Genomic DNA, 21,540 nt, shown 5'->3' with positions numbered 1-21,540 from the left:
GCACCAGGCTACGTCGCCCGGGCGGTCGGGGCGGTCGGGACGCCGCGCGTCCGACCGGGTGGTGGCGGAGGTCCCGTCCAGGCTGACGACCCTGGACGGGACCGGGGGCGGTGGCCGTCTCGCCCGCACAAGGCGTGGCGGCTGTGTCCCGACCACGGGCGCCGTCGCTCTCGCGATGGACCCGCCCCCGGACGGGCGGCGAGCCGCCCGTCCTCCACTCCTCCCGACGTCGGGCGCCCACCGGTCGGCCGAACCGGCGGCACCCTCCGCGGGAGGAGGTCTGCGTGGCTAGAACACGGGCTTGCCCCCCGTCACGCCGAGCACGGTGGCGGAGACGTAGCCCGCCTCCGCCGCGGACGCCAGGAAGACGAACGCCGGCGCGACCTCGGCGGGCTGCCCGGCGCGCCCGAGGGGCGTGTCCGTGCCGAACTTCTCGATCTTCTCCGGAGGCTGCGTCGCCGGCTGCAGCGGGGTCCAGATCGGCCCCGGCGCGACGGCGTTGACGCGGATGCCCTGCGGGCCGAGCTCGGCCGCGAGGTTCACCGTGAGGTTGTTGATCGCGGCCTTCGTGGACGCGTAGTCGACGAGCGAGGTCGACGGCTGGTACGCCTGGATCGACGAGACGTTGATGATGCTCGCGCCCTCGCCGAGGTGCTCGAGGGCCGACTGCGTGACCCACAGCAGCGCGTAGAGGTTGGTCTTGAGGACGCGGTCGATCTCGTCCGTCGTCACGTCCGCGAAGGAGTCGCGGCGCGCGTACTGGAAGCCGGCGTTGTTGACGAGCACGTCGAGACCGCCGAGCTCGGCGACCGCGCGGCCGGCGAGGCCTCGCGCCGTCTGCTCGTCGGTCAGGTCGCCGGGCAGCAGGACGGCCTGACGGCCGGCCTCGCGCACCCAGCGCGCCGTCTCCTCGGCGTCCTCCTGCTCCGCCTCCAGGTACCCGATCGCGACGTCCGCGCCCTCGCGCGCGAACGCGATGGCGACGGCCCGCCCGATGCCGGAGTCGCCACCGGTGATCAGCGCGCGCCGGCCCTCGAGCCGTCCGCTGCCCCGGTAGGACTTCTCGCCGTGGTCGGGCACGGGGTCCATCGCGGCGGTCGAGCCCGGGGGCTCCTGCTGCTGGGCGGGGAAGGCGGGCGTGTCGTCCGACATCGTGTCTCCTGTCGTCGTCCGTGCGGGAAGGGGGTCGTGCGCTCAGCGGCGGGCGGGCTCCCGGCGGCGCGCGAGCTGGGCCTCGTGGGCGTGGGGCCGGGCGACCGGCTTCACCGCGGCGACGGCTCCGGCGAGGGTGGCCTCCGCCGTCGGGCCGATGCCGCCGGCCTTCGTGAGCGCCGCCATGACCTGGGCGGCCGTCTCCTGCACCGGGACGCCGGCAGCACCGGCGGTCTCGGCCAGCAGGTGCGACGCGGCGACGTCGTCCACGCCGTGCACCGCCATGAGCACGCCCTTGGCCTGCTCGACGGACGCGGCGCTGACGAACGCGCGCGTCACCGCCCGGTTGGCCTCGCGGTCCAACGCCTCGCGCTGCGCGGGCGTGACGTCGACGACGTAGCCGGCGATCTCGACCACGCGGCCGCGCGCGTCGCGGCGACCTTGACCGGTGATGACGACGCAGCGGGCCTTGCCGTGCCCGTCGACGATCCGGTGCGAGCACGAGAACGGCCTGCCGGCCCGCAGGGCGTCGGTCGCGGCGCGCACGATGCGCGCCCGGTCGTCCGGGTGCTTGCGGGAGCGCATCGCGTCGAGGCCGGGCTCGACGTCGCCGGGCGCCCATCCGTGCATCTGGTACACCTCGTCGGACCACCACCACGACCCGGAGCCCAGCTCCACGCGGTACTGCCCCACCACCAGGTGCGTGCCCAGGGCCAGCACCTCGGCGAGGGACGCGGGCCGCACGGGTGCGGTGCGCTCGGGGGTGCCGGCGGCGGTCATGGAGTTCGAGGCCATGTCTGTCCTCCTGGGTCCAGGGGGGTTCGGGCCGCTTCATGACTCCTCCGCCAACGTAACCCAGGGTCGGGCGGACGGCATCCGGGCTTCGGTAGCGTGCGGGCATGCCCCCTGCCCAGGCCCGCCGGAGCACGGTCGAGCACGTCGACGACGCGCTCGCGCTCGTACGGCCGCTGCCCGTCGAGCACCGCGACCTCGACGCCGCGCTCGGCCTCGTGCTGGCCGCCGACGTCGCCTCGCGGCTCGACTCCCCCGGTTTCGACGCCGCGGCGATGGACGGCTACGCCGTCCGGTCCGCCGACGTCGACGGCGCGACGCCGCAGGCCGCGGTGGTGCTGCGCGTCGTCGCGGACGTCCCCGCCGGCGAGCGCGGGTCCGGCCGGGTGGGTCCCGGCGAGGCCGCCCGGATCATGACCGGTGCGCCCCTGCCCGCCGGCTGCGACGCCGTCGTCCCGGTCGAGGCGACGACGACGGGCCGCTTCGTGCCGGGCGCCCCGGGCACCGGGCCGACGACGGTCGGGGTGCACGCGCTCGGACGCCGGCACGTCCGCCGCCGCGGCGAGGACGTGCGCCGCGGGGACGTGGTGCTGCGGGCCGGCACGACGCTGTCGGCGCGGCACGTGTCCGTCGCCGCGTCGGCGGGCTACGCGGAGCTGCCCGTGCACCGCCCGCCGCGCGTCGCGGTCGTCTCGACCGGGAGCGAGCTCGTCGCCGCGGGCGTCGCGCCCGGCCCCGGCATGCTGCCCGACTCGAACTCGGTGCTGCTCGCCGCCGCCGTGCGGTCGCTCGGCGCGCACGTCGTGCGCCACGGCGCCGTCGGGGACACCGCGGCCGCCGTCGCCGCGACGCTCGACGCGGCCCGCGGGACGGCGTGGCCCGACGGCGCCGTCGCCGCCCCGGATCTCGTCGTCACCACCGGCGGCGTGAGCGCGGGAGCGTACGACGTCGTGCGGGAGGTGCTGGACCCGGCCGCACGGGCTGGCACCCCGTGGGCGGACGCGGTGACCGACGCACAGCTCGTGGCCGTGGGGATGCAGCCGGGCAAGCCGCAGGGTCTCGCGCGCTGGCGCGGCGTGCCGTGGCTCGCGCTGCCCGGCAACCCGGTGAGCGCGTTCGTCTCGTCCGAGCTGTTCGTGCGCCCCGTCGTCGACCGGCTGCGCGGCGTGCCCGAGCCGCACCGCACGCTCGTGCCGCGCGTCGCCGGCGAGGGCTGGTCGTCACCCGGTGGACGTGAGCAGCTCGTCCTCGTGCGCCACGTCGCGCCCGGCGACCCGCGCGTGCTGCGGGCGAGCGGTGCGCACCGCGAGGGGACGGGCGCCGGCTCGGGCTCGCACCGGCTGTCCGCGCTCGCGCACGCCGACGCGGTCGCCGTCGTGCCCGCCGACGTCACCGCCGTCGAGCCGGGCGACGAGCTCCGCGTCCTGCTGCTGGGCTGAGCGCCGGGCCCGGCGCTCCGTGCCCGGCGCTCCTCGGTTCACTTCTGCGGGGGCGGCGGGTGGCCCTCCGAGGCCTGCACGACGACGATCCCCTGCCCCGACAGCGCCAGCTGGTACGCCTCACCCGAGCCGCGGCCGATCGCCGCCGCGAGCTTGGCCGTCTTCCGGATCGTCGACTGCAGCGACGTGGACCACAGCACCGCGGACTGCATGTCGACGTACGTCGGCACGTCCACGTCGAGCACGACCGGCGTGCCGAACGCGGTGACCGCGATCGAGCCCGTCCCCGTGAACGTCGTGTTGAACAGGCCGCCGCTCAGCATCGAGGCGCCCTCGACCCGGTCGATGTCCCACGTGAGCGTGCTCTCGAACGCGAGCACGTTGGCGCCGTTGACGGTCACGCCCTCGTCCTCCAGGTGCAGCACGAACACCTCGTCGGCCTCCTGGGCGAGGAAGACGTCGCCGCTCCCGGACACCCGCATGAGCGACATGCCCTCACCGGTGAACGCCTTCTTGAACATCTTGCCCAGACCGCCGGCGCCCTCGTAGGCGAAGTCGACGTCGCCCTGGTACGCGACCATCGAGCCCTGCTTGGCGAAGAAGTGCCCGCCCGTGCCCGTGAGGTCGACCTTGAGCATGCGGGGGTTCTGGAGCTGGAAGCTGCCGGGCTCGACGGAGCGCTCGGCGTGGTCGAGGAGTGTGCTGCGCATGGTGCGATCCTCGCGGCCGCGCACCTGCGGGCGCAACGGCTCGTGGACGGGACCGCGCGTGACAGAGTGTGGCCATGAGCTTCACGCACCTGGACCCGCGCGGCCGTGCACGCATGGTGGACGTTACCGAGAAGCAGCCCACGGTCCGCTCGGCGACGGCCACCGGGACCGTGCGGTGCTCGCCCGGGGTCGTGCAGGCCCTGCGCGACGACGCCGTGCCGAAGGGCGACGTGCTCGCCGTCGCGCGCATCGCGGGCATCGCGGGCGCGAAGCGCACGCCGGAGCTGCTGCCGCTCGCGCACGTCATCGGCGTGCACGGCGCGACGGTCGACCTCGACGTGCGCGACCACGGCGTGGACGTCACCGCGACCGTGCGCACCGCGGACCGCACGGGTGTCGAGATGGAAGCGCTGACCGCGGTCGCCGTCGCCGGGCTCGCGGTCGTCGACATGGTCAAGGGGATCGACAAGTCGGTCGAGCTCACCGACGTGCGGCTCGTCGCGAAGACGGGCGGCAAGTCGGGCGACTGGCACCGCGACGCCTCTCCCGCCGAGGCGTGAGGCCGGCGTGACGACGCCGGACGCCGCGGCACCCGCCTTCGACGCGCTCGTCCTCGCGGGCGGCCGGGCGAGCAGGCTCGGCACGCCGAAGCCGGGCCTCGTCGTGGCGGGCCGTCCCCTGCTCGACCACGCGCTCGCCGCGACGGCCGGCGCCCGGGCGACCGTCGTCGTCGGCCCGGACGAGCTCGCCGCGCCGCACCGGTACGCCCTGACGCGGGAGGACCCGCCGTTCGGCGGCCCGGTCGCCGGGGTCGCCGCCGGTCTCGCGGCCCTCGACGGCGGCGACCCCGCCCCGTGGGTGCTCGTCCTCGCGTGCGACGTGCCGCGCGCCGTCGAGGCGGTGCCGCTGCTGCTCGACGCGGCGCGCACCGCCGAGGGCGCCGGGGACGCCGGCAGGGAGCCGCGCGAGCACGTGGACGCCGTCCGCGCGGTGCGCGGCGGGCGCGACCAGTGGCTCGTCGGGCTCTACCGGCGCACCGCGCTCGACGCCGCGGTGACGCGGCTGCGCGCGGACGGAGGCGTCGACGGCGCCCCCGCACACCGGCTGCTGGGCGGCCTGGCCGCGCGGCGCGTGGACGACGCCGCCGGGACCACGCTCGACGTGGACACGTGGCAGGATGCGGACGACCACGACCGTCGCGCCCGCGGCGCGGGCCCGGGGGGGCACCCCCGACCAGGACAGGAGGCCGCGATGACCAACCTCGAGCGCTGGGTGGACGCCCTCGCCGCGGAGCTCGACGTCGACCCCGACGTCGTCGACATCGGGGCCGTCCTGGACCTCGCGCGGGACGCGGCCCACAACGTCGAGCGCCCCGCCGCACCGCTGACGACGTTCGTCGCCGGGTACGTCGCCGGGATGGCCGCCGCCGAGGGCGGCGACCGCCCGCTCGAGGACGTGCTGGACCGGGCGAGCGAGCTCGCGCTCGCGTGGTCGCCCGCGCCGGAGCTGCCCGGCACGGACGCCGGGGAGGCCTGACGTGGCGACGGTCCGCTACTTCGCGGGCGCCCGCGACGCCGCAGGGGTCGAGAGCGAGGCGGTGCCCGCCGCGACCGTGGGCGAGCTCCACGCCGCCCTCGTGGCGTCGCACCCCGCGCTGACCGACGTGCTGCCGCGCTGCTCGCTCCTCGTCGGCGGCGTGCGCGCGTCGGACGACGCGACCCCCGTCGGCGCGGACGAGCTCGTCGACGTGCTGCCGCCCTTCGCCGGGGGCTGAGCCCGCGCGGTCGTCAGTGGTCGCCGCCGCCGAGCTGGGCCAGCACGTGCGGCACGAGCGGTGCGAGCACGTCCCACCCGTCGCGCACCCCGCCCGTCGACCCGGGCAGGTTGACGACCAGCACGCGTCCCGCGGGCCCGGGTGCCGTCCCCGCGAGGCCGCGTGAGAGCACCGCGGTGGGGACGTGCTCGGCCCCGCGGCGGCGCAGCTCCTCGGCGATGCCGGGCAGCTCCTGGTCGACGACGAGCCGCGTCCCCTCGGGCGTCAGGTCCCGGGGCGCGACGCCCGTCCCGCCCGTCGTGAGCACGAGGCGCGCGCCCTCGCCCACCACGTGGGCGAGGGCGTCGCGGACCGACTCCGCGCCGTCGGGCACGAGCACCGTGGAGACGCGTGTCCAGCCGGACGCGGCGAGCAGCTCCACGAGCAGCGGCCCCGAGCGGTCCTGCGCCTCCCCGCGCGAGCAGCGGTCGGACACCGTGACGACGGCGACGTCGACGTCCTCGCGTCCTGCGGTCCGGGTCATGAGGGCACCCTAGCGAGGCGCGAGGACGGGGCCCACGGGTGCGGAGCGCCGCGCCTACGCGCCGCGCGGGTCGTCCAGCGCGGCGGCGACCCGGGCGACGCTGCGCTCCTCTCCCGAGGCAGCCTCGACGACGCGCTGCGCGACGTCGCGCAGCGGGACGTTCGCGTCGTTCGACGCCTTGCGCAGGAGCGTGAACGCCTCCTCCGGGTCGGTGCCGAACGCGAAGCCGACGATGCCCTTGGCCTGCTCGATGGGGCCGCGGCTCGCCGCCGCGGTCCGGATGCTCTCGTCGGCCACCGCGTTCGCCCGGTCCGCGACCACGGCGGTGACGTCGACGAAGTAGCCCGCGACCTCGCCGACCGCTCCCGTGACCGGGTCGCGGCGCCCCTCGCCGACCAGCACGAGCGTGCGCTCGCGCCCGCGTCCGTCCATGATCCGGTGGACGCTGCTGAACGGCTCGCCCGTCGCGCCGGCCGTCGCGACGGTCTCGCGGACGCGGTCGCGGTCGTCGGGGTGCTTGTGCGCGAGCACGAGGTCCGTCGTCGGCACGACCTCGTGGGGCTCGAAGCCGTGGATCCGGTAGGTCTCCTCGGCCCACCACCACCGCCCGGTGGCAGCGTCGAACGTGTAGCGGCCGACGGGTGCGCCCGCCGCGAGGGCGCGCTCGACCCCCAGGGGTTCTGCAGTCATGGTGTGCCTCTTCCCGTCCTGGCAGGTCGTGCGGTGGAGCCGCTGCCTGACTCGTGCCGACCGTCGCCCAGGACCACCCCTACGCATACCAGAGGGTGAAGTGGAGCGCGCGGTGAGGCGTGGCGCGGCGAGCCGCTCGTCGAGCGTCCCCGCCGCTCCTTCGGCATAGTGAGGGGCGACCACCACGCCGACCCTGCTCGCCCCAGGAGGCTGCATGTCACGCCCCACGGCAACGCCGCCGTCCCCCTCCCGCGGTACGTCGCACGACGCCCCCGTCGAGGACGCGCTCCTGCGCCTCGGCCGTCACCTGAGGCCGGGAGAGGTCTCCGAGGACCTGCGCCAGGTGTTCCTGCGCGGCGGCCGCGAGGGCGACGTCTTCTACCGGGACCGGTGGTCGCACGACAAGGTGGTGCGCTCGACGCACGGCGTGAACTGCACGGGCTCGTGCTCGTGGAAGGTGTACGTCAAGGACGGCATCATCACGTGGGAGACGCAGCAGACGGACTACCCGTCGGTGGGGCCGGACTCCCCGGAGTACGAGCCGCGCGGGTGCCCGCGCGGGGCGGCGTTCTCCTGGTACACGTACTCGCCGACGCGCGTGCGGTACCCCTACGTGCGCGGCGTCCTGCTCGACCTGTACCGCCGCGCGAAGGCGACGGTCGGGGGCGACCCGGTGCTCGCGTGGGAGCACCTCATGGCCGACCCGGACGCCACGCGCACGTACAAGGCGGCGCGCGGCAAGGGCGGCCTCGTGCGCGCGACGTGGGACGAGGCGGCCGAGATCGTCGCTGCCGCGCACGTGCACACGATCAGGCGGTGGGGTCCGGACCGCATCGCCGGGTTCTCGCCGATCCCGGCGATGTCGATGGTCTCGCACGGCGTCGGCGCCCGGTTCGTGCAGATGCTCGGCGGCACGATGCTGTCGTTCTACGACTGGTACGCCGACCTCCCGGTCGCCTCGCCCCAGGTGTTCGGCGACCAGACGGACGTGCCGGAGTCCGCCGACTGGTGGAACTCCACGTACTGCATCATGTGGGGCTCGAACGTCCCGGTCACCCGCACGCCCGACGCCCACTTCATGACCGAGGCGCGGTACCGGGGCCAGAAGGTCGTCGTCGTCTCGCCGGACTTCGCGGACAACACGAAGTTCGCCGACGAGTGGCTCGCCCCGCACCCCGGCACCGACGGCGCCCTGGCGCAGGCCATGGGGCACGTCGTCCTCACCGAGCACTACGCCCGGCGTCGCACGCCGCAGTTCGCGCAGTACGCCGCCAGGTTCACGGACCTGCCGCACCTCGTGCGGCTCGAGCGGCGCGCGGACGGCACGCACGTCCCCGGCAAGTTCCTCACCGCGGCGGACCTGCCCAGCCAGGTGCTGGCCGCGGCGACCACCTCGCCCGACGGATCCCCCGTCGCCAACCCGGCCTTCAAGACCGTGGTCCTCGACGCCGACGGGATGCCGCGCGTCCCGCACGGCTCCCTCGGTCACCGCTACGGCGAGGCCGACGAGGGGCGCTGGAACCTCGACCTCGGCGACATCGACCCGCTCCTGTCCGTCGCGGACCCCCACGGCGTGTTCTTCACGGGCGGGGAGACGGCCACGCAGGCCGGGTACGAGACCGCGGAGATCGCGCTCCCGCGCTTCGACCTCGACCCGACGCCGGGCGACGACACGTCCCGCCACACGGGCGGCGCCGGCGTGGTCGTGCGCGGCGTCCCGGTCCGCCGTGTGGGGGACCACCTCGTGACCACGGTCCTCGACCTGCTGCTCGCGCAGTACGGCGTCGGCCGTCCCGAGCTCGCGCTGCCGGGCGAGTGGCCCACGGGGTACGACGACGCCTCGACCCCCGCGACGCCGGCGTGGCAGGAGCGCTTCACGGGCGTCCCCGCGGCGGCCGCCGAGCGGATCGGGCGCGAGTTCGCGCAGAACGCGCTCGACTCCGGCGGACGCTCGATGATCATCATGGGCGCGGGGGTGAACCACTGGTTCCACTCCGACACGATCTACCGCGCGATGCTCGCCCTCACGACGCTCACGGGCTGCCAGGGCGTGAACGGCGGCGGCTGGGCCCACTACGTGGGCCAGGAGAAGTGCCGGCCCGTCACCGGGTGGGCCCAGTACGCCGGGGGCCTCGACTGGTCGCGGCCGCCACGCCAGATGATCGGGACGGCGTTCTGGTACCTCGCGACCGACCAGTGGCGCTACGACGGCCTGCCCGCCGACGCGCTCGCCTCGCCGCTCGCGCAGGGCCAGCTGTCCGGTCGCACGACGGCGGACACGCTCGTCGAGTCGGCGCAGCGCGGCTGGATGCCCAGCTACCCGACGTTCGACCGCAACCCGCTCGACCTCGTCGACGAGGCGAGAGCGGCCGGGAAGGAGCCCGCGCAGCACGTCGTGGACGAGCTGAAGGCGGGCACGCTGAAGTTCGCGTGCGAGGACCCGGACGCGCCGGAGAACTTCCCCCGCGTCGTCACCGTGTGGCGCGCGAACATCCTCGGGTCCTCCGGCAAGGGGAACGAGTACTTCTTCAAGCACCTGCTCGGCACCGACGCGGCCGTGGCGGCGTCCGAGGCCGGCCCCGGACGGCGCCCCCGCAGCATCGCATGGCGCGACGAGGCACCGCGCGGCAAGCTCGACCTGCTCGTCACGCTCGACTTCCGCATGACGTCGACGACCCTGTTCTCCGACGTCGTGCTGCCGGCCGCGACCTGGTACGAGAAGCACGACCTGTCGAGCACGGACATGCACCCGTTCGTGCACTCGTTCAACCCGGCCGTCGACCCGCCGTGGCAGACCCGCACGGACTTCGCGACGTTCCACACGATCGCCGCGAAGGTCTCGGAGATGTCGGTGACGCACCTCGGCGTGCGCGAGGACCTCGTCGCGGCACCCCTGCACCACGACAGCGCGGACGAGATGGCCGTCCCGCACGGCACCCTCACCGACTCCGGGCAGCCGATGACCGAGCGCGAGCTCGTGCCGGGCCGGACGATGCCGAAGCTGGTCGTGGTCGAGCGCGACTACCCCGCGCTCGCGGGGCGCATGGGAGCGCTCGGTCCGCTCACCGACTCCGCCGGGATGGCGACGAAGGGCGTCGCGTTCATGCCCGACGAGGAGGTGCGGAACCTCGGCCGGCGCAACGGCGTCGTGCAGGACGGGCCCGCGGCGGGACGCCCGCGCCTCGACAAGGACACACACGTCTGCGAGGCGATCCTCGCGCTGTCGGGGACCACGAACGGCCGTCTCGCGGTCCAGGGCTTCGAGTACGTGGAGAAGCGCACGGGCACGCCGCTCGCGGACCTCGCGCGCGGCGAGGAGGGCACGCGCATCACGTTCCCCGACGTGCAGGCCCGGCCGGTGCCCGTCGTCACGTCGCCCGAGTGGTCCGGCTCGGAGCACGGCGGGCGCCGGTACTCGGCGTTCGTCGTCAACGTCGAGCGGCTCAAGCCGTGGCACACCCTGACGGGGCGCCAGCACTTCTACCTCGACCACGACTGGATGATCGAGCTGGGCGAGCACCTCCCGGTGTTCCGGCCGCCGCTCGACATGCACCGGCTGTTCGGCGACTCCCCCGTGGTGGGCGACACGTCGCCGTCGGGCTACCCGGGCACGGAGGGCCACGCCGAGGTCGCCGTGCGGTACCTGACCCCGCACAACAAGTGGTCCATCCACTCGGAGTACCAGGACAACCTCTTCATGCTCTCCCTGTCGCGCGGTGGGCCGAACGTGTGGATGAGCCCGGCGGACGCCGCGAAGATCGGCGTGGCCGACAACGAGTGGATCGAGGCGTACAACCGCAACGGCGTCGTCGTGGCGCGCGCGGTCGTCTCCCACCGCATGCCCGAGGGCACCGTCTACATGCACCACGCCACGGAACGGACGATCGACGTCCCGCTCGCCGAGACGTCGGGCCTGCGCGGCGGCATCCACAACTCGCTGACGCGGATCCTGCTCAAGCCGTCGCACATGGCCGGCGGGTACGCGCAGCTCTCCTTCGGGTTCAACTACCTCGGGCCGACAGGCAACCAGCGCGACGAGATGACGGTGATCCGCCGACGCAGCCAGGAGGTCCGGTACTCGTGAGCGTGACGACCACGGCACGACCGACGAGCACCGGACCGGCGGCGCAGGACGAGGGGGTGACGGCGTGAGAGTCATGGCGCAGATGTCGATGGTCATGAACCTCGACAAGTGCATCGGGTGCCACACGTGCTCGGTGACGTGCAAGCAGGCGTGGACGAACCGGACGGGCGTCGAGTACGTCTGGTTCAACAACGTCGAGACACGGCCCGGGCTGGGCTACCCGCGCACGTACGAGGACCAGGACCGCTGGGAGGGTGGCTGGGAGCGGACGCGGCGCGGCAAGCTGAAGCTGCGTGCCGGCGGGCGCCTGAAGAAGCTCGCGACCATCTTCTCCAACCCGAAGATGCCCTCGATCCACGACTACTACGAGCCGTGGACGTACGAGTACGACATGCTCCTGTCCGCGCCGCAGGGCCCGCATACCCCGGTGGCCCGCCCGAAGTCGCTGCTCACGGGCGAGGACATGCAGATCCGGTGGTCGGCCAACTGGGACGACGACCTGGGCGGGTCGACCGCGACGATGCAGGACGATCCCGTGCTCCAGCACATGAGCGAGCACGTGGCGACCGAGCTCGAGAAGACGTTCATGTTCTACCTGCCGCGCATCTGCGAGCACTGCCTCAACCCGTCGTGCGTGGCGTCGTGCCCGTCCGGGGCGATGTACAAGCGCTCCGAGGACGGCATCGTCCTCGTCGACCAGGACCAGTGCCGCGGCTGGCGCATGTGCGTCACCGGGTGCCCGTACAAGAAGGTCTACTTCAACCACAAGACCGGCAAGGCCGAGAAGTGCACGCTGTGCTACCCGCGCCTGGAGGTCGGGCTGCCGACGGTCTGCTCGGAGACGTGCGTGGGTCGCCTGCGCTACCTCGGCCTCGTCCTGTACGACGCCGACCGCGTCGGCGAGGCCGCCGCGACCGAGGACGAGCACGACCTGCTCGAGGCCCAGCGCTCCGTGCTGCTCGACCCCCACGACCCCGAGGTGGTCGCCGCCGCGCGCCGCGAGGGCATCCCGGACGACTGGATCACCGCGGCCCAGGCGTCGCCGATCTGGCGTCTCATCTCGGAGTTCGAGGTCGCCCTCCCCCTGCACCCCGAGTACCGCACGCTGCCGATGGTCTGGTACATCCCGCCGCTGTCGCCGGTCGTCGACACGGTCACGGCCTCGGGCAACGACGGCGAGGACGGCCGCACGCTGTTCGCCGCCATCTCGCAGATGCGGATCCCGCTCGAGTACCTCGCGGGGCTGTTCACCGCGGGCGACACCGGTCCCGTCGAGCGCGTGCTGCGACGCCTCGCCGCGATGCGGTCGTCGATGCGCGAGGTGAACCTCGGCAACCCGTTCCCCGAGGAGAACGCCCGCGCCGTCGGCATGACCGGCGCCGCGGTGCAGGAGATGTACCGGCTGCTCGCGATCGCGAAGTACGAGGAGCGGTACGTCATCCCCACCGCGCACACCGAGATCGCGCGCGAGCTCGACGAGATGGCGTGCTCGCTCGACGTCGACGGCGGTCCCGGCATGGGTGGCTACGGGACGACGATGGGAGGCGGCGGCCCGTTCGGGACCTCGTCGGGCCAGCCGATGCCCGTCGCCGTCGAGAACTTCCACGTGCTCCAGGCGCGCCAGACGGGGGACCAGGCGCACGAGCCCTCGACCACCGGGCGCGTGAACCTCCTCAACTGGGACGGCCGCGGCCGCCCCGCCGGGCTCTTCCCGCCCGAGATGGAGTCGGGGCACGCGGACGACGTCGGCCAGACCGGCGGCACGCCGCCCGGTGCGCTCGGCACGCTCCCCGGTGGCCGCCAGGACGCGCGGTACGACGCGCTCGACGGCGTCGACTCCGCGGGCGAGCCGCCCACGCCCCGAGGCCCCGGGGGTGGACGATGACGTCGCTGCTGCCCCTGCCGCGCCTGCGCCCCGGCGCCCGGCGCCGGGCGCACGACACCGGGGCCGCGACCACGCCCGTGCCCACGACGGCGGCGCAGCGCCGCACCACGCACATGGCGGCCTCGCTCCTGCTCGCCTACCCCGACGACGACGTGCTCGAGGCCGCCGCCGTCGTCCGGCCGGCGCTCGCCGGGCTGCCGGCACCGGTGGCCGCGCACCTGGGCACCTTCTGCGACGTGCTCGAGGCCGCCGGTCCCGGCGACGGGCTGCGGGAGCTGCAGGCGCGCTACGTCGCGACCTTCGACCTCAAGCGGCGCTGTGCCATGTACCTGTCGTACTACGCGACCGGGGACACTCGGAAGCGCGGCATCGCGCTCGTGCGGTTCGTCGAGGCGTACCGTGCGGCCGGATGGGAGCTCGCCGCCCGCACCGCGGCGGGCGGGCCCGAGCTCCCCGACCACCTGCCCACCGTGCTCGAGTTCTCGGCGCGCACCACCGGGGACGACGCCGCGATCGCCGCCGGCCTGCTCGGCGCGCACCGGGACGGGATCGAGGTGCTGCGCGCGGCGCTGACCGACCTCGGCTCGCCGTGGGCCGGCGTCGTCGAGGCCGTGTGCCTGACGATCCCGCCGCTCGACGACGCGACCGCGCGCCGGTACGAGGCCCTGGTCACCGCCGGGCCGCCCAGCGAGATGGTGGGGCTCGAGGGGATGGAGGGCCTGGCACCGTTCGGGCCGACCGGGACGGACGAGAGGGGTGCTCGACGATGACCGGCGTGAGCGCGGGCGAGGTCCTGCTGTGGGTCGTGCTGCCGTACGTGACGTTCGCGATCCTGGTCGTGGGCTCGGTGTGGCGGTACCGGTACGACAAGTTCGGCTGGACCACCCGGTCGAGCGAGCTGTACGAGAACCGGCTGCTGCGCCTCGGGTCGCCGCTGTTCCACTTCGGTCTGCTGTTCGTCGTGCTCGGGCACCTGCTCGGACTGCTCGTGCCGAGGACGTGGACCGAGGCCGTCGGCATCAGCGAGGGGTTCTACCACTTCATCGCCACGTCGATGGGCACCGTCGCCGCCGTCGTCGCCGTCGTGGGCCTGCTCATCCTCGTCTACCGCCGCCGCTCCACCGGACCGGTCTTCCTCGCCACGACGCGCGTGGACAAGGCGATGTACGTCTTCCTCGCGGCGTCCATCCTCTCCGGCGCGTGGGCGACCGTGCAGACGCAGATCCTCGCGGGCGGCCACGGGTACGACTACCGTCAGACGATCTCGCCCTGGTACCGCTCGCTCTGGTACCTCCAGCCGCAGCCCGAGCTCATGGCCGGGGTGCCCGCGGCGTTCCAGGTCCACGTCGTCGCGGCGATGGTGCTGTTCGCCGTGTGGCCGTTCACGCGGCTCGTGCACGCGTTCTCCGCCCCCGTGCCGTACCTGTTCCGCCCGTACGTGGTCTACCGGTCGCGCGACGCGTCGGTGCCGTCGCGGGCCCCGCGGCCCGGGTGGGACCCGACGGCGCAGCCGCCTGCTCGGAGACGCTGAGGGCTGCTGCGTGCGGGGTCGCCTCCGCGCGCGGACCTCCGTGGACGAGGTCAGAGCGGGACGAGGTCAGAGCGGGACGAGGTCAGAGCGGACGAGGTCAGAGCGGGAGGGTCAGGTAGACGCTGTTCGGGTCGTCGGTGTAGTCCGCGAAGGGCGGGCACCCGACGAAGCCGTGGCGGGCGTAGAGGCGGCGTGCGGCGGCGAAGTAGTCCTCGGCGCCCGTCTCGAGGCTCACGCGGTCGAGGCCGCGGCCGCGGGCGTCGTCGAGCAGGAACGTCAGGACCGTCGCCGCGACGCCGCGCCCGCGCGCCGCCGCGGTCGTGCGCATCGACTTGAGCTCGCCCAGGTCGGGGCCGTGCTGCTTGAGGGCGCCGCACCCCAGGAGGACGCCGTCGGCGGAACGCGCGGTGACGAACGTGATCGCCGGGTCGCGCAGCCGCTCGACGTCGAGCGCGTGGACGCTCTCGGGCGGCGACGTGGCGTACATGTCGTCGAGGTGCTCCTGGAGGAGCGCGACGACGTCGGGCGTCGCCGGGTCCTCGACCGCGACGACGACCCCTACCGGTCGGGCGGGCAGCGCGGGGTCCGGCGCAGAGACGGTCGTCGTGTCGGTCACGCGACGAGAGTGCCACACGACCGGAGGATGCACTCCGGTCCGAGAGATGCACGCCGAGGTGCCTCTGCCGGTCCGAAGTGCAGCTCTCGAGACGGGTGCCTGCGCGCCTCCAGCAACGCCGCTCCGCATATGCGGGGATATGCTCGCCGTCATGCCGCAGTATCGGATCAGCCAGGCCGCGAGCCTGCTCGGGGTGAGTGACGACACCGTGCGCCGGTGGGTCGACGCCGGTGAGCTCGCCGCGAGCGCCGACGACGCCGGGCGCAAGGTGGTCGACGGCGCAGAGCTGGCACGGTTCGCCGCCGGACAGGCGCGCCCCGTCCCCGACCCGTCCGGGGTCGCACGGTCGGCGCGCAACCGGTTCGTCGGGCTCGTCACGGACGTCGTGAGCGACCGGGTCATGTCGCAGGTCGAGATGCTGTGCGGCGGGCAGCGGGTCGTGTCGCTCATGAGCACCGAGGCGGTGCGCGAGCTCGACCTGCGGCCGGGGAGTCTCGCCGTCGCGGTGGTGAAGGCGACGAACGTCGTCGTCGAGACGCCGGGCGGGACCGCGTGACCGCCGCGACCGGCCGGCGCACCGTCGCCGGGCTCGCGACGGCGGCGCTCCTCGCGGTCACCGCGGCGTGCGGTGCGACGGACGCCGGGGGCGAGCCAGCGTCGTCGGGCGCCGAGGGGCGCACGCTCACCGTGCTCGCCGCCGCGTCGCTGCGCGACGCGTTCACCCGGCTGGCCGACGACTTCGAGGCCGAGCACGAGGGCGTGACGGTCGCGCTGTCCTTCGCCGGGTCGTCCGACCTCGCGGACCAGGTCCTCGCCGGAGCCCCCGCCGACGTCCTGGCCTCGGCGGACGAGCGCACGATGGACCGGGTGGTCGAGGCCGGCGACGCCGCGGAGCCGGTGCCGTTCGCGACGAACACGCTCACCGTCGTGACCCCGCCCGACGACCCGGCCGGGATCACCGGTGCCGCCGACCTGGCCCGCGAGGACGTGCGCCTCGTCGTGTGCGCGCCGCGCGTCCCGTGCGGCGCCGCGACCGACGCGGTCGAGGACGCGGCGGGCGTGACGTTCCACCGCGTGAGCGAGGAGGCCAGCGTCACGGACGTGCTCGGCAAGGTCGTGTCCGGCGAGGCGGACGCGGGCCTGGTCTACGTCACGGACGCGGCCCTCGCGGGCGAGGACGTCGCGGTCGTCGACGTGCCGGAGGCGGCCGCGGCGGTCAACACCTACCCGGTCGCGGTCCTGGCCGCGGCGTCGGACGCCGACCCGGAGCAGGCGGCGCTCGCGCAGGAGTGGGTCGACCTCGTCACGGGCGCCACCGGCCGGGCCGTGCTCGCCGACGCGGGCTTCGGCGTCCCGTGATCGGCCGCTGATGCGCACGCTCCCGCGCTGGGTCCTCGTGCCGGCGGTGCTCGGCGCGCTGTTCGTCGTGGTGCCGCTCGCCGCGATGGTCGCGCGCGTCGACGTCGCGCCCGGCCCCGACGGCACGGGTGGTCTGTGGGCGCTCGTCACCTCGCCGGCGTCCCTCGACGCGCTCGGGCTGTCGCTGCGGACGTCGGCCGCGGCCACCGCGTGCTGCGTCGTCCTCGGCGCCCCGATGGCGCTCGTCCTGGCCCGGGCCACCTTCCCCGGCCGGCGCGTCGCGCGGGCGCTCGTGCTGCTCCCCCTCGTCCTGCCGCCCGTGGTCGGCGGCATCGCGCTCCTCACGACGTTCGGACGGCGAGGCCTGGTCGGCCGGCACCTCGAGGTCCTCGGCGTCGAGCTCGCGTTCACCACGACGGCGGTCGTCATGGCCCAGGTGTTCGTCGCGCTGCCGTTCCTCGTGCTCAGCCTCGAGGGCGCGCTGCGGACGCAGGACACCCGGCTCGAGGACGTCGCCGCGACGCTCGGGGCGCGGCCCACGACCGTGCTGCGCCGCGTGACCCTTCCCCGCGTCCTGCCCGCGCTGGCGTCGGGCACCGTCCTCGCCTTCGCGCGCGCCCTCGGCGAGTTCGGCGCCACCATCACGTTCGCCGGCGCGCTCCAGGGCGTCACGCAGACGCTTCCGCTCGAGATCTACCTCCAGCGCGTCGCCGACCCGGACGCCGCCGTGGCACTCTCCCTCGTCCTCGTCGTCGTGGCCGTGGCGATCACGGCCGCCGTGCACGGGCCGCGGGTGCTCGGGAGCGCGGGGCCGGAGCCTCGCGCGCGCCGGCGTGCCGTGCGGTCCGTGCCCGACGACGGCCGCGCGACCCGGGCGGACGACGCGCCGTCCGCCGCGCCCCGCACCGGACCGGACGGCGCACCGCCCGCCGCGCTCGCCGTCCGCGCGCGGGTGCCCGGTCGGGGGCTCGACGTCGAGCTGGCGGTCGCGCCCGGCGAGGTCGTCGCGGTGCTCGGCGAGAACGGTGCCGGGAAGTCGACGCTGCTGCAGGTGGTCGCCGGGCTGGTGCCCGCGCACGACGCCGAGGGATCGCAGGTCACGGTCGACGGCACCGACGTCACGCACCAGCCGCCCCGCCGGCGCCGCGTCGCCTGGCTCAGCCAGCGCCCGCTGCTCTTCGAGCACCTGTCGGTGGTCGGCAACGTCGCGTTCGGCCCGCGGGCCAGGGGCGAGCGCCCGGCGCGCGCCCGGGGCACGGCGCTCGGGGTGCTCGACGACGTCGGCGCACGCGGGCTCGCCGGGCGCGCCGCGACCGCCCTCTCCGGCGGCCAGGCGCAGCGCGTGTCGCTCGCGCGCGCCCTCGCGACGGACCCCCGCGTGCTCCTGCTCGACGAGCCGCTCGCGTCGCTCGACGTCGCCGTCGCGCAGCAGGTGCGCACCGCCCTGCACGACGCCCAGCGGGACCGGCCGCGCACCACCCTCCTCGTCACCCACGACCTGCTCGACGTGCTCGTCCTCGCGGACCGTGCCGTCGTGCTCGAGGACGGTCGTGTCGTCGAGGACGGCCCGGCGGGAGACGTGCTGACCCGGCCGAGGTCGCGGTTCGCCGCGCGGCTCGCGGGCGTGAACCTCCTCGCGGGTGCGCTCACGGAGGTCGACGGCGGGGCCGGCGGGGAGCCGGGCGCGGCACGGGCCGCGACGCTCGCCGTCGAGGGTGCCGCCGCCCGCGTCGTCGGGACGACGGACGACGCCGTCGACCGCGGCGCGCACGCCGTCGCGGTGTTCGAGCCGCGCGCCGTCGCCGTGCACCGGGCGCCGCCGGAGGGCAGCCCGCGCAACGCCTACGACGTCGACGTGACGAGCGTCGAGCCGCAGGGCCCGCTGGTGCGGGTGTGGGGCCGGCTCCGGAGCGGGGGCACCGGCACCGGGACCGGGGCGGGGGCCGCCGGGAGCGTGGACCCACACCTCGCGGCGGACGACGAGCGACCGGCGCCGCGGCTCGCGGCGGACCTCACGCCGCGTGCCGTCGCGGAGCTGAGGCTCGTCCCGGGCGAGCGCGTGTGGTTCGTCGTCAAGGCCGCGGAGGTGGCGATCCACGCTCGCTGAGCCGTCGCCGTGCCGCGAGGGCCCGACGGACCTCGCCGACGATCGCCGCCATCGCGGCCTCGGCGGCGTCCGCGTCGCCCGACGCCACGGCTCGCGCCACGGCCTCGTGCTGCTCCAGCGCCTCGGGCACGGGCGCAGCCGGCATGAGCCCCAGGTGCGTGCGGCCGCTCAGCACGGCCGCGACGACCTCCGCGAGCGCGCCGAACATCTCGTTGCCGCTCGAGCGCAGCAGCAGCTCGTGCATGCGCACGTCGAGGTCGAGGAACTCCTCGAGGTCGCCGGCCTCGCCCAGGTGGCGCATGCGCGCGGCGACGGCGACGAGCTCCTCGCGGACCTCTGCGGACGCGTTCCGGGCCGCACCGGCGGCGGCGAGCGGCTCGACGGCGTGGCGCAGCTCGGTGAGGGTTCGGAGCTGGTCGTCGCGACCCGGCCCTTCCAGGCGCCAGCGGATGACGCGGGGATCGAGCACGTTCCACTCGTCGATGTCGAGCACGACGAGGCCGACGCGGCGCCGCGAGCGCACGAGGCCCAGCCCTTCGAGCAGCCGCATGACCTCGCGCGCCACCGTGCGCGAGACGCCGAACTCCACCCCGATCGCGTCGAGCGTCAGCGGTGTGCCGGCGGCCACGTCGCCGCTGGTGATGCGGCGACCGAGCACGTCGAGCACCGTGGTGTGCAGTGCCGTCGTCGCCATGGCGGCGAGCCTACGTCCCACCTATTGGTGCTATCAATCACTTGCAATGGTGCTACCAATAGGCCATTCTCGACGGACGGCGCGACGACCGCGCCACGACACCGGCGTCGGTCCGCGACGGCGCCACCCCCAGCGACGGGAGATCCCATGGAGAGCACCGAGGGCATGGACAGCACGGAGCCCGGGGCGCGCACCGCGCCGCCGAACACCATCGAGCACCTCGTCGTCATGGGCGTCGCCGGCTCGGGCAAGACGACGGTCGCGACCCTCCTCTCCGAGCGCCTCGGCGTCACGTACGCCGAGGCCGACCAGTTCCACCCCCAGGCCAACATCGACAAGATGACCGCCGGGACCGCGCTCACCGACGAGGACCGCTGGCCGTGGCTCCAGGCGATCCGCGACTGGCTGACCTCCGAGGCGGAGGCCGGCCGGTCCGGCGTCGTGACGTGCTCCGCGCTCAAGCGCAGCTACCGGGACGTGCTGCGCACCGCGGGCGGCGAGGTGTGCTTCGTGCACCTGTCCGGTTCGCCCGAGCTCCTCGCCGAGCGCATGCAGCACCGCAGCGGGCACTTCATGCCGCCGTCGCTCCTGCCGTCGCAGCTCGCCACGCTCGAGCCGCTCGACGCCGACGAGCGCGGCATGACGCTCGACATCGCCGCCCCGCCGCACGAGCTCGCGGACGAGATCCTCGCCCGCAGCGACGCGCACCGCGCCCGCTGAGAGCGCTTCGCCCGCTGACCTGAGCCTGACCGACCCACCCACCCCACCGTCGACGGAGACGACCATGCCCCCTGAGGACTGGACCCAGACCCTGACCGCCGGGCCGCTGCTCGCGATCGCGGCCGGCGCCATCGCCCTGCTTCTCCTCCTCATCATCAAGCTCAAGCTCCACGCGTTCCTCGCGCTGATCCTCGTCAGCCTGCTCACCGCGCTCGTCGCCGGGATCCCGACCGGCTCGATCGTCGAGGTGCTCACCACGAGCTTCGGCTCGACCCTCGCCACCGTCGCGCTGCTCGTCGCGCTCGGCGCGATGCTCGGCCGGCTCGTCGAGACGAGCGGCGGCGCGCGCGTCATGGCCGACTTCCTCATCGACAAGTTCGGGGAGAAGCGGGCACCGTTCGCCCTCGGCCTCGCGTCGCTCATCTTCGGCTTCCCGATCTTCTTCGACGCAGGCCTCGTCGTCATGCTGCCCATCGTGTTCTCGGTGGGCCGTCGCCTCGGCGGGTCGCTGCTGCTCTACGGGCTCCCCGTGGCGGGCGCGTTCTCGGTCATGCACATCTACGTGCCCCCGCACCCGGGCCCCGTGGCGGCGAGCGAGTTCCTCGGCGCGAACATCGGGATCGTCATCCTGCTCGGCCTCCTCGCCGCGATCCCCACCTGGTACGTCACGAGCTACCTCTTCGCGCGCGTCGTCGGACGGCGCATCGACCTCCCGATCCCCTCAATTCTGGGCGAGGCCGACGAGGACCAGGCCCAGAACCCGCCGAAGTTCGGCACGGTGATCCTCATCCTCCTGCTGCCTCTCGTGCTGATCTTCGCCAACACCGGCCTCGACGCGCTCGGTGCCACCGGCGCGGTGGACCGCGAGAACCCGGCGGTCCAGGCGCTGCGCGCCGTCGGGGCCACCCCGATCGCGCTCCTCATCACCGTGCTCGTGGCCGCGTGGGTGCTCGGCCGCCGGCGGGGGCGGAGCGGCAGCGCCCTCGAGAAGATCCTCGACTCCGCGCTCGGCCCGGTCGCGTCGGTCATCCTCATCACGGGCGCGGGCGGCATGTTCGGCGGCGTGCTGCGGGCGACGGGCATCGGTGACGCCCTCGCGGACGCGCTGGGCGACATCGGCCTGCCGGTGATCGTCGCCGGCTTCCTCATCGCGGCGATCCTGCGCGTCGCGCAGGGCTCGGCGACCGTCGCGCTCACCACCGCGGCCGGGCTCATCGCCCCCGCGGTGGAGGCCGGGTCCTTCAACGCGGTCGAGCTCGCCGCGATCGTCGTGGCGGTGGCGGCCGGTTCGGTGGTGCTCAGTCACGTGAACGACTCCGGGTTCTGGCTCGTGGGCCGGTTCTTCGACATGGACGTCAAGACGACGCTGCGCACGTGGACGGTCATGGAGACCGCCATCGGCGTCATGGGGTTCGCGATCGCCGCGCTGGTCTTCGCGGTCGCCTGACGGGCGGCGCCGCGCAC

General features: G+C 74.8%; 20 protein-coding genes. 13 read left to right on the top strand and 7 right to left on the bottom strand.

The genetic code is table 11. The features are described 5' to 3' along the window. Positions 1-288 precede the first annotated feature (288 nt). Both ACFTZA_RS07510 and ACFTZA_RS07505 read right to left on the bottom strand, forming a co-directional pair. A complete protein-coding gene (locus ACFTZA_RS07510) occupies positions 289-1,152 on the bottom strand; it encodes an SDR family oxidoreductase (RefSeq protein WP_378192417.1) in 864 nt (287 codons plus the stop codon). A 42-nt stretch (positions 1,153-1,194) separates the two neighbouring features. Continuing rightward, entirely contained in the window at positions 1,195-1,947 is a 753-nt protein-coding gene (locus ACFTZA_RS07505; protein WP_378192415.1) for a PAS domain-containing protein, read from the bottom strand. Positions 1,948-2,051: 104 nt separating this feature from the next. On the opposite strand from ACFTZA_RS07505, the gene glp reads away from it, so the two are divergent. Then, positions 2,052-3,383 (top strand): gephyrin-like molybdotransferase Glp, encoded by a 1,332-nt coding sequence (gene glp / locus ACFTZA_RS07500; RefSeq protein ID WP_378192413.1) that lies wholly within the window; start codon positions 2,052-2,054, stop codon positions 3,381-3,383. A gap of 38 nt (positions 3,384-3,421) precedes the next feature. Here the strand turns inward: glp and ACFTZA_RS07495 are convergent, their stop codons facing one another. Next, complete coding sequence (locus ACFTZA_RS07495; protein WP_378192411.1) at positions 3,422-4,093, bottom strand: AIM24 family protein; 672 nt, start codon at positions 4,091-4,093, stop codon at positions 3,422-3,424. 74 nt (positions 4,094-4,167) lie between these two features. Between ACFTZA_RS07495 and moaC the strand changes: the two genes are divergently transcribed. The 3 genes from moaC to ACFTZA_RS07480 are packed head-to-tail and all read left to right on the top strand — an operon-like array spanning position 4,168 to position 5,867. Then, positions 4,168-4,653: a cyclic pyranopterin monophosphate synthase MoaC gene (moaC, locus tag ACFTZA_RS07490; RefSeq protein WP_378192409.1), complete on the top strand. Its 486-nt coding sequence runs from the start codon at positions 4,168-4,170 to the stop codon at positions 4,651-4,653. Between the two features lie 7 nt (positions 4,654-4,660). After that, complete coding sequence (locus tag ACFTZA_RS07485; RefSeq protein WP_378192407.1) at positions 4,661-5,629, top strand: DUF6457 domain-containing protein; 969 nt, start codon at positions 4,661-4,663, stop codon at positions 5,627-5,629. Position 5,630: 1 nt separating this feature from the next. Continuing rightward, positions 5,631-5,867, top strand: coding sequence for a MoaD/ThiS family protein (locus ACFTZA_RS07480; protein WP_378192405.1), 237 nt, complete (start codon positions 5,631-5,633; stop codon positions 5,865-5,867). A gap of 13 nt (positions 5,868-5,880) precedes the next feature. On the opposite strand, the gene ACFTZA_RS07475 is transcribed toward ACFTZA_RS07480, so the two are convergent. After that, a complete protein-coding gene (locus ACFTZA_RS07475; protein ID WP_378192403.1) occupies positions 5,881-6,390 on the bottom strand; it encodes a molybdenum cofactor biosynthesis protein B in 510 nt (169 codons plus the stop codon). 54 nt (positions 6,391-6,444) lie between these two features. After that, positions 6,445-7,080, bottom strand: coding sequence for a PAS and ANTAR domain-containing protein (locus tag ACFTZA_RS07470; RefSeq protein ID WP_378192401.1), 636 nt, complete (start codon positions 7,078-7,080; stop codon positions 6,445-6,447). A gap of 214 nt (positions 7,081-7,294) precedes the next feature. Here ACFTZA_RS07470 and ACFTZA_RS07465 point away from each other — a divergent pair, with 214 nt between their 5' ends. From ACFTZA_RS07465 to narI, 4 genes are all read left to right on the top strand, one after another. Next, on the top strand, positions 7,295-11,164 hold the full coding sequence (locus ACFTZA_RS07465; RefSeq protein ID WP_378192399.1) for a nitrate reductase subunit alpha: 3,870 nt from the start codon (positions 7,295-7,297) through the stop codon (positions 11,162-11,164). Positions 11,165-11,228: 64 nt separating this feature from the next. Then, positions 11,229-13,049: a nitrate reductase subunit beta gene (gene narH, locus ACFTZA_RS07460; RefSeq protein WP_378192397.1), complete on the top strand. Its 1,821-nt coding sequence runs from the start codon at positions 11,229-11,231 to the stop codon at positions 13,047-13,049. Continuing rightward, on the top strand, positions 13,046-13,819 hold the full coding sequence (gene narJ, locus ACFTZA_RS07455; RefSeq protein ID WP_378192395.1) for a nitrate reductase molybdenum cofactor assembly chaperone: 774 nt from the start codon (positions 13,046-13,048) through the stop codon (positions 13,817-13,819). The genes narH and narJ overlap by 4 nt, the downstream gene beginning before the upstream one ends. Further along, positions 13,816-14,580 carry a respiratory nitrate reductase subunit gamma gene (gene narI, locus ACFTZA_RS07450; RefSeq protein WP_378192393.1) on the top strand — a complete coding sequence of 255 codons (765 nt, stop codon included), beginning with the start codon at positions 13,816-13,818 and terminating at the stop codon, positions 14,578-14,580. The genes narJ and narI overlap by 4 nt, the downstream gene beginning before the upstream one ends. A 97-nt stretch (positions 14,581-14,677) precedes the next feature. On the opposite strand, the gene ACFTZA_RS07445 is transcribed toward narI, so the two are convergent. Further along, positions 14,678-15,157, bottom strand: coding sequence for a GNAT family N-acetyltransferase (locus ACFTZA_RS07445; protein ID WP_378192840.1), 480 nt, complete (start codon positions 15,155-15,157; stop codon positions 14,678-14,680). Positions 15,158-15,347: 190 nt separating this feature from the next. Here ACFTZA_RS07445 and ACFTZA_RS07440 point away from each other — a divergent pair, with 190 nt between their 5' ends. The 3 genes from ACFTZA_RS07440 to ACFTZA_RS07430 are packed head-to-tail and all read left to right on the top strand — an operon-like array spanning position 15,348 to position 18,662. After that, positions 15,348-15,752: a molybdopterin-binding protein gene (locus ACFTZA_RS07440; protein WP_378192391.1), complete on the top strand. Its 405-nt coding sequence runs from the start codon at positions 15,348-15,350 to the stop codon at positions 15,750-15,752. Next, entirely contained in the window at positions 15,749-16,555 is an 807-nt protein-coding gene (gene modA / locus ACFTZA_RS07435) for a molybdate ABC transporter substrate-binding protein (RefSeq protein ID WP_378192389.1), read from the top strand. The genes ACFTZA_RS07440 and modA overlap by 4 nt, the downstream gene beginning before the upstream one ends. Before the next feature lie 10 nt (positions 16,556-16,565). Beyond that, entirely contained in the window at positions 16,566-18,662 is a 2,097-nt protein-coding gene (locus tag ACFTZA_RS07430) for an ABC transporter permease (protein WP_378192387.1), read from the top strand. Here ACFTZA_RS07430 and ACFTZA_RS07425 read toward each other — a convergent pair. Beyond that, entirely contained in the window at positions 18,628-19,356 is a 729-nt protein-coding gene (locus tag ACFTZA_RS07425) for a FadR/GntR family transcriptional regulator (RefSeq protein WP_378192385.1), read from the bottom strand. The genes ACFTZA_RS07430 and ACFTZA_RS07425 overlap by 35 nt on opposite strands. A gap of 147 nt (positions 19,357-19,503) precedes the next feature. On the opposite strand from ACFTZA_RS07425, the gene ACFTZA_RS07420 reads away from it, so the two are divergent. After that, positions 19,504-20,076: a gluconokinase gene (locus ACFTZA_RS07420; protein WP_378192383.1), complete on the top strand. Its 573-nt coding sequence runs from the start codon at positions 19,504-19,506 to the stop codon at positions 20,074-20,076. A gap of 64 nt (positions 20,077-20,140) precedes the next feature. After that, the gene (locus ACFTZA_RS07415; RefSeq protein ID WP_378192381.1) at positions 20,141-21,523 is read left to right on the top strand and encodes a GntP family permease; all 1,383 of its coding nucleotides are present in this window, start codon (positions 20,141-20,143) and stop codon (positions 21,521-21,523) included. Positions 21,524-21,540 lie beyond the last annotated feature (17 nt).

It is taken from the genome of Cellulosimicrobium sp. NPDC057127 (assembly GCF_042670945.1).
Lineage (GTDB): Bacteria > Actinomycetota > Actinomycetes > Actinomycetales > Cellulomonadaceae > Cellulosimicrobium.
Note: the sequence above shows the minus strand (reverse complement) of the source record. Positions and strands in the feature narration are given on the sequence as shown.